Source organism: Kiritimatiellia bacterium, from assembly GCA_028715905.1.
In the GTDB taxonomy this organism is placed as follows: Bacteria; Verrucomicrobiota; Kiritimatiellia; order JAAZAB01; family JAAZAB01; genus JAQUQV01.
This window is the reverse complement of record JAQUQV010000098.1, coordinates 1-5,403: the sequence shown is the minus strand read 5'-3', so window position 1 is coordinate 5,403 and position 5,403 is coordinate 1. Positions and strand designations below refer to the sequence as shown.

5 protein-coding genes are annotated in these 5,403 nt (G+C 55.6%); 1 reads left to right on the top strand and 4 read right to left on the bottom strand.

The genetic code is table 11. The annotated features are described in order from the left end of the window. Window positions 1-998: hypothetical protein (locus tag PHP98_11575; GenBank protein MDD5484268.1), on the top strand; the 998-nt coding region annotated here is incomplete at its 5' end. A gap of 80 nt (window positions 999-1,078) precedes the next feature. Here the strand turns inward: PHP98_11575 and PHP98_11570 are convergent. The 4 genes from PHP98_11570 to PHP98_11555 all read right to left on the bottom strand — a co-directional run bounded on the left by PHP98_11570 (window position 1,079) and on the right by PHP98_11555 (window position 5,344). Continuing rightward, window positions 1,079-2,389, bottom strand: coding sequence for a MiaB/RimO family radical SAM methylthiotransferase (locus PHP98_11570; GenBank protein MDD5484267.1), 1,311 nt, complete (start codon window positions 2,387-2,389; stop codon window positions 1,079-1,081). A 557-nt stretch (window positions 2,390-2,946) separates the two neighbouring features. Next, complete coding sequence (locus tag PHP98_11565; GenBank protein MDD5484266.1) at window positions 2,947-4,311, bottom strand: hypothetical protein; 1,365 nt, start codon at window positions 4,309-4,311, stop codon at window positions 2,947-2,949. A gap of 9 nt (window positions 4,312-4,320) precedes the next feature. Beyond that, the gene (locus PHP98_11560; protein MDD5484265.1) at window positions 4,321-4,725 is read right to left on the bottom strand and encodes a hypothetical protein; all 405 of its coding nucleotides are present in this window, start codon (window positions 4,723-4,725) and stop codon (window positions 4,321-4,323) included. Window positions 4,726-4,975: 250 nt separating this feature from the next. Then, entirely contained in the window at window positions 4,976-5,344 is a 369-nt protein-coding gene (locus tag PHP98_11555) for a choice-of-anchor Q domain-containing protein (GenBank protein MDD5484264.1), read from the bottom strand. Window positions 5,345-5,403 lie beyond the last annotated feature (59 nt).

Here is a 5,403-nt window from a genome sequence, read left to right as displayed (position 1 = left end):
CCGCCGCGGCGATCGGGTGCGGGCTCGCCAAGGACACCCATGCCCTGCTGGTTGCGGCCATGATTCTCCCGCTGGCATGGAACGCCCTCGTGCGGCAAAAAAAATATCCGGACCAAGGGCGTTATCCCGTCCGTCTGGCGGCGGGAATATCCGCCTGCCTGCTGGCCGTCCTGATTTTCTCCCAGTGGAGCGCGGGCCGGACAACGGTTACCGACAAGCCCGCCTACCGCGCTCATCCGGAAATCAGCGCTTTTCTGGATTTATGTTCCGGCGCGGACCTGGTGGGCCGCTGGTATTTGCCCTACCTGAACGTGCTCGGGAAAAAAATCCTGCCGAATCCCGAGGCGCGCGGTTATTTCGCCCGGCGCGGCTTCCCGCTGACTCCGGCGGTAATGGCCAGGAACGGGACTTACGCCGGCGCCGATAATTTTGCCTGGCACCGCGATCCCGAATTGATTGCGGAGGTCAAACCCTGGATCATCGCCAGGGGACGGAGTGTTTACTTTCACTATCTGGCTCGGCATTGGCGGGCGACCGCGGCCGAAGTGTTTGCCGCGCGCAACAGACTGCTTCTGACGGTTGATCCGGAACTTAGACAGCATCGCTGGTTTCGCCGTCCGGCCGGCGGCGCCGAAGCCGGCCCGCATTTAATCACGGCCTGGATGAGCGTTTTTTTTATCAACAACAGCGCCGGCCTGGCGCGTTTCTTTGTCATCCTGGCGCTGGCCGGATTAGCGGCCCGAAAATGGCCGGCGCTCCGCGCGCGATGGGATAATTTACCGTGGATAAGCGCCTATCTGGTAATCACCGGCGTGGCGATAATATTCACGGTGTATTATTGCGATATCCAGGACCGCGGACGCCATTCGCTGGCCTACGTGGTGCTGATGAATGTCGGCGTGGTCTGGGGTTACTTTCTGGTTATTGACAGGGCCGTATCCGCGCTCCGGCAAAAACGCGGCCGACATCACGTGACCGCGTTGGCGCGTGAAACGTGACTCACGCGGCGGCCCTGCGGATTAATTTTGCTTACCCCGCATGCGCAAAACCAAGGTAACCCCTGAAAAACTGCGATTCTTTATTCCCCGCTCTGGACACCCAATAAAAGATCGTTCTGCGCGCCTTCGGCCGTAAACCGCACGATTTGTTTCAACCGCGGGGAGGCCGTTTTGACGCGCGCGCGGACATATTCGCCGGTCCAGCCCTCCGCCCGGCCGTTTTGCGCTTTTTCCGCCACCAGGCTGAGTTGTTTGCCGACCAGGGAGCGCGCGAATTCATTCCGCTTTTGCCGGCCGATTTCAATCATCAGCGCCGCCCGTTGTTTTTTCTCACACGGAGATACCTGCTCCGGCATTGAAGCGGCCGGCGTGCCGGGGCGGGGACTGTAACTGAAAACATGCAGGTTGTTGAAGGGCAGGTCCCGCGCCATTGCTTCCGTGGCCCGGAAATCTTTTTCGCTTTCTCCCGGAAAACCGATAATGACATCCGTCCCGAACCCGAAATCGCCGAGTTTTTTTTCCGCGTATTGCGCGACCGCGGAAAAATCTTCGCTTGTATAAGGCCGCCGCATGGCCTTCAAAACAGAATCGCTGCCGCTCTGAAGAGGCAGATGCAGAAACCGGCATAGTTTTTGCGAGGTCGCCATGAAATCAATCACCTCCCGCTCCACGCCTGTAATTTCCAGGGAACTGATCCGGAACCGCCGCAGGCTGGGAACGGCCTCGGTTTTTTCCAGCAACTGCGGCAGGCGGCAGCCGCCGTCGGCATAACAGCCGATATTGACGCCGGTCAGGATAATTTCCGGAAAACCGCGGAGCGTCAGTTTTGTTATTTCATCAATGATCTCCGCGGCCGGACGGCTGCGGCAGGGCCCGCGCACACGGGGAACAATACAATAGGAACAGCGGAAATCGCACCCGTCCTGGATCTTGACGATAGCACGCTGCGTGTCAAACAGCGGCGAAAGACCTGACAACTTCACCGCGGCGGGCCGGAAGCGCATGCCCAGGATTTCCGGCAGGTTGAATTTTTCGCCTTGCCCGGCCAGATAAGCAGCGCCGCCGGGCGCGCGCCGCAAGCATAACCCCGCTCCGCCGCCGGATACCGCCCCGGCCGCCAATTCCGCGGCACAGCCGGCGAGGATGACAAGAGCGCCGGGACAGCGGCGTTGAACGCCGCGGGCCAGGCGCAGGCCGTCCTCCTCCGCTCTGGCGGTTACCACGCAACCGTGGATCACACAGACGTCGCACGGCCGGCCGAACGGAACGGTTATAAAACCCGCCTCTTCAAAGGAAGCCCGGATTGCGGCCGTTTCGGCCTGGTTGAGCCGGCAGCCGACGGTTTTAAAAGATACGGTTGCAGGCCGTGTCCAAGGAACGATTGACTTCATATTTTCTGGGCATTGATTTCAAAAAACTCAGGAAAAAACGCTCTTCCTTGTCAGCCAAAGAAGCCTAAATTCTGGCCTTTGAACACACGCAACGTTCCAGAAGGAGCTTCATATCCTTCCGGCGGCGGCTTCCATGATTATTCCTTCCGCGCCGACCGCTTCAATTCCATAAGCCGGTATCGCGGACATAACGCTTGTGCATTTTGACAAGACGTTTGCCCGAATTGGCATGGAAAGGCGCGAGACGGCATACCAGGTAACGAGCCTCAAGAATGTCAAGATAATGGCGAATGGAATGTCTGAATGTAAGCCTCTATCCAGCGCGCCCATTTAGTTGGACTTGAAGTTTGACACGCGCCCGGGAAACCGCCTTTCAGCCAGACGTCTGGCAAGTTCAGGCCGCATTTCCGGGCTTCAGGAAAAAGAAAAGGGGGTAGTTCCACAATCCCACAGCGCGAAATTGTTCCGCCAATTCGCGAATCAAAGTTAAAGCCAATCTAGTTATCATCCTTGTAATATAGAAACCGCGCTTCTATGTTGCAAGGACAAAATAGAAATTAAAGGAATGCCTCAGTCTCGCGGGCATTTTGGTGATACAATTCTTTCGTCAAATAAAACGGATTGGTAATCAGCATGCAATCGGCGCCGATGACTTCCAGTCGGATAAATGTCCGTAAATCAAGATCTTTCATTTCAACGCGATTGTCATAAGTCATCCCCTGTATCCGTCCTTCAAAAACAACCCGCTCGCCGGAAAAGACTTTTATCGTGTCCATCGGCATTTGCGACCGGACCGATATTGTCAGTTGCAGGGCGCGCGCCTCGGAAACCGAAAGGATGTCTCCCGGCAAATAGTGTCCCAGCGCAACATGCGCTTCCGCCATGCGCAAGGCGGGCATCATGTGTCCCTTGCGGATGGCGGCCAGGACAGACTCTTTTGACGGAACACCGTCCACATAAGTAAAAATGAAAGCGGGATATTTTTTCAGGATCTGAATGCCCCACATGTCAAGGCAGATTGAACAGGGGATCCGCCGTCCGGCGCACCAGACGCGTTCCAATTCCGTCCCCGCCAGGCCGCGTAACATGCGGGCGCCCAGGTCAACCTCGTCAAAATCATATTCTGTCCAATAATCATCCGTTACATGCGTCGCACAGGCAATCCCGCCGTTACTCCGGATATGGGCGATGGCGCCTTTCACGTAGCGGTCAATCTCCTCCCGGTCGAACAAACCGGCGCGAAATTTCCTGCTATAAGCATTCGTTCCCTTGCTCAGGATATGAAAACTGTTGGGCAACTTTGCGCCGGGCTCCCAGTTAAACGGATGAAATTCCTCGCCCGGAACCAGGAGAACACGCCCGTCGCTGTATTGGTCAAGATTTTCCAGCACCGGCCGGCCGAAGGCAAAAGCATTGTTGGCCGAAAGCAAGGCAATATCCATGCCCAGATAACGCATGGCGGCGTTCAAGGTTGCCGGACTTGACCCCGCGCCCCACCAGTCGCGCGAATGGATATGCGAAATCATCCGGTAATTGCGCTTTTTGGGCAGTTGCGCACACCCGCGGCCGGAAGATATTTCAACGGCCGGGACATTCCCGTTTCGTTTGAACACCTCAAACCTGGACATGATGTTGCCGGTGAACTTGTCCCAGAAAGCAAGCGCCCTGTCGCCATCCGGAGGTTTGACTTCCGGAAAAAGCAATTGCGTCCAGAAATACAATCCTTTGCCGTACTTGGCTTCCATAATCAAGGCGCCATCCGCCACACAGCTGTCTTGGTAACCGCCCAGCACTTCCCAGCCACGCGTATGAATTATGCTTGAAATGGCCGCGCTCTTGATAATCTGCGGCGGGCGCTTGGCGGTGGTATGCACGCCGTTGGATTTAAGCTCCCAGTAGACCATCTCTTCCGGCTCAATCACGCCTGGCGCCTAAAACAACGGCCGGCCCGCGGCGCGGATGTCGGGCATGAGATATTCCTGGTCTCCAAGGGTGGTATCATAATAACGCGGCATGAGAACAGCGTCGGCCAGCTCATTTGGAAGCCAATGCGGCGTCCAGCGTTCGTGGTCCTGATGCAGGATCCAGCAAATGCCGCCGGAATGGACAAATTCCTGCACGGACTCCTGGTAAACTTCGATGTAATCGTTAAATCCGTTCTGCTCAACGATCATCACGTCCAGATTGTCAAGGCAGCCGCGCCGCTTGTGGTCAATATCCCGCACGGACAACCCAAGTTCCCTTATCCGCGCGGCCAGTTTGTATTCCGGCTGATGCCAGTGCGGCCATGTCCCGATACGCAGGGACGAAGCAGAATCGGAAAGATTTGAATTCATTGTTATCCTCTTAATGATTTAGCTGATGGTTTTGCATAAGGCAGCCTGCGGCCGACATAATATGGGCCGAATCCCGGCACGGGCAGATCGAGGTCGTCCATAAGTGTACATGTTGGCGACATGCCGTAACCGTAATACAGGAAAAAACGTTCCGGAACCGGCTCCCCGTAAATATTGAAGTGCCGCCCGCGCCAGCCTGTGTCCCATCCGAACCAGGCCTTCCGAAGTTTCCATTTGAGATATTTATCTGCTACGGTATCGAAAATACGGTGCCCTGCGGAAAATATTCATAACAGCCTATGTCAACGATGCGGGAAAGCCGGTCTATTCTGAAATGGCCGTCCAAATCCAAAGTCATCCAATCCTCATTCGTGCCCGCGTTGACGCAGGGGGAAGTCCGTTGAAGTCGCCAATTGCCCGTGTCCTTGTTCACAAACTGCGGATTGGACTCAATATTGTTGGCGTAATAGTACGCCGTAATCACGTTTGTCTTAAATGCATTGGTCGGCGCAATGCAACAGTTGACAATATAATAAGAGCCCGTATATTGGCCCAGGGCTGTGTTACCCGTGGTGGTAACACAGGCTGAATCAAGAAGATAGAAAATAAAACTGGACAATCCGGAATCTGTCTGCTATTGCTTTCCGGCATGAATACAAACACTTGGAAGCAGTATGC

Excerpts from the sequence above, each read along its gene's own strand:
- PHP98_11560 (MDD5484265.1), bottom strand. The coding sequence starts at position 4,725 with ATGAATTCAAATCTTTCCGATTCTGCTTCGTCCCTGCGTATCGGGACA.
- PHP98_11570 (MDD5484267.1), bottom strand. The coding sequence starts at position 2,389 with ATGAAGTCAATCGTTCCTTGGACACGGCCTGCAACCGTATCTTTTAAA.